Origin of the sequence: Collinsella aerofaciens, assembly GCF_039752985.1 — a bacterium.
GTDB classification, from domain to species: Bacteria; Actinomycetota; Coriobacteriia; order Coriobacteriales; family Coriobacteriaceae; genus Collinsella; species Collinsella aerofaciens_BT.
This window is the reverse complement of sequence record NZ_JBDMHA010000132.1, coordinates 1-1385: the sequence shown is the minus strand read 5'-3', so window position 1 is coordinate 1385 and position 1385 is coordinate 1. Positions and strand designations below refer to the sequence as shown.

The following is a 1385-nucleotide window of genomic DNA, read 5'->3' as shown; positions in this document are numbered from 1 at the left end:
GTCATGCGCTGCAGGTTAAAGTCGACGTAGATGATCGTCTGCAGCAAGCGGAAGTCGGAGGCGACCGGTGACTGCGTGGCAATCAGGTTGTAGCAGACGGCCTCCAGGTTGGCGCAGCGTGCGTCAATCGAAAGCGTGCGCTTCTTGGTCTTGGTGGCGAGCTTGCGGTCGTCGGTCACATAGGCCTTCACGGCATCGTGGAGGGCCAGATCGACGGCCTCGTAGATGCTCAGCATCTCGTGACGGGCCTCGATGAGCTGACGGGAAAACAGTTTGCGCATGGTTCACTCCAATCAGTTGGGTGCGGTCATGCCGCCCGCACAGTGAATACGCACCGGACCAGATCCGATCGGCTTGGGACTAGTCGCACCGATCAGCCAAAGCGGCCGGTGATATAGTCTTCCGTCCGCGAGTCCACCGGGCTGGTGAAGATCGCGTCGGTTTGACCATACTCGATGAGCGTAGCGGGCTCGCCGGCAACTTCCTGCAAGAAGAATGCGGTGTAGTCGCTAATGCGAGCTGCCTGCTGCATTGAATGCGTGACGATGATGATCGTCATCTCGGGCGCCAGCTCGGCCATCAGATCCTCGACCTTAGAGACGGACGTGGGGTCGATGGCGGAGCAGGGCTCGTCCATCAGAAGGACATCGGGTTGCACCGCAAGCACGCGCGCGATGCACAGACGCTGCTGCTGACCGCCCGAGAGCGCCAAACCATCCTTGTTGAGCTGATTGGATACCTCTTTCCAGAGGTTGGCGCGCTTGAGCGATTCTTCCACGATGTCATCGAGGTCACTTTTGCTAGTCACGCCCTGCAGACGAGGGCCAAAGGCGACATTCTCGTAGATGGATTTGGGAAACGGATTGGGCTGCTGAAAGATCATGCCCACGCGGCGACGGAGGTCGACCGGGTCGACACCCTCGGCATAGATATCGTTGCCGTCGAGCGTCATGGTGCCCTCGACGCGCGTACCCTCGATCAGGTCATTCATGCGGTTGATGCAGCGCAAAAACGTCGACTTGCCGCAGCCCGAAGGGCCAATGAAAGAGGTGATGGCGTTTTTGGCGATGTTGAGGTCAAGCCCCGTCAGCGCATGAAAGTCACCGTACCAAAAGTTGAAATCCTTGGCCGTAATGGCCGCTTGCTCCAACGCGGGAGCGGACTGATAAACGGACATGGGACTCCTTAACTAGCGACGCTTACGCGACAGGAAGCGCGCAAACAGGTTGAAGGCCAAAATGATCACCATCAGCAAGAGCGCAGTGCCGTAGGCTGCGTTCATGTTGATGCCGTCGTTGGCAAGCAGGTACAGGTGAACCGTCATGGGGCGGCCGGAATCGAGCGGCGAAATAGGCAGGTTGATGGCCTGGCCCATGGTGTAGAGC

At 58.8% G+C, this 1385-nt stretch carries 2 protein-coding genes and 1 pseudogene; all 3 read right to left on the bottom strand.

Annotated elements, in window-relative coordinates:
- Window positions 1–281, bottom strand: a 281-nt coding sequence (locus ABHR76_RS10015) for a PhoU domain-containing protein (RefSeq protein ID WP_346977650.1), incomplete at its 3' end; no start/stop codon positions are given.
- 92 nt (window positions 282–373) lie between these two features.
- Window positions 374–1177 (bottom strand): phosphate ABC transporter ATP-binding protein PstB, encoded by an 804-nt coding sequence (gene pstB / locus ABHR76_RS10010; protein WP_006234249.1) that lies wholly within the window; start codon window positions 1175–1177, stop codon window positions 374–376.
- Window positions 1178–1189: 12 nt separating this feature from the next.
- A pseudogene (locus tag ABHR76_RS10005) lies at window positions 1190–1385 on the bottom strand (phosphate ABC transporter permease PstA); the annotation flags it as partial.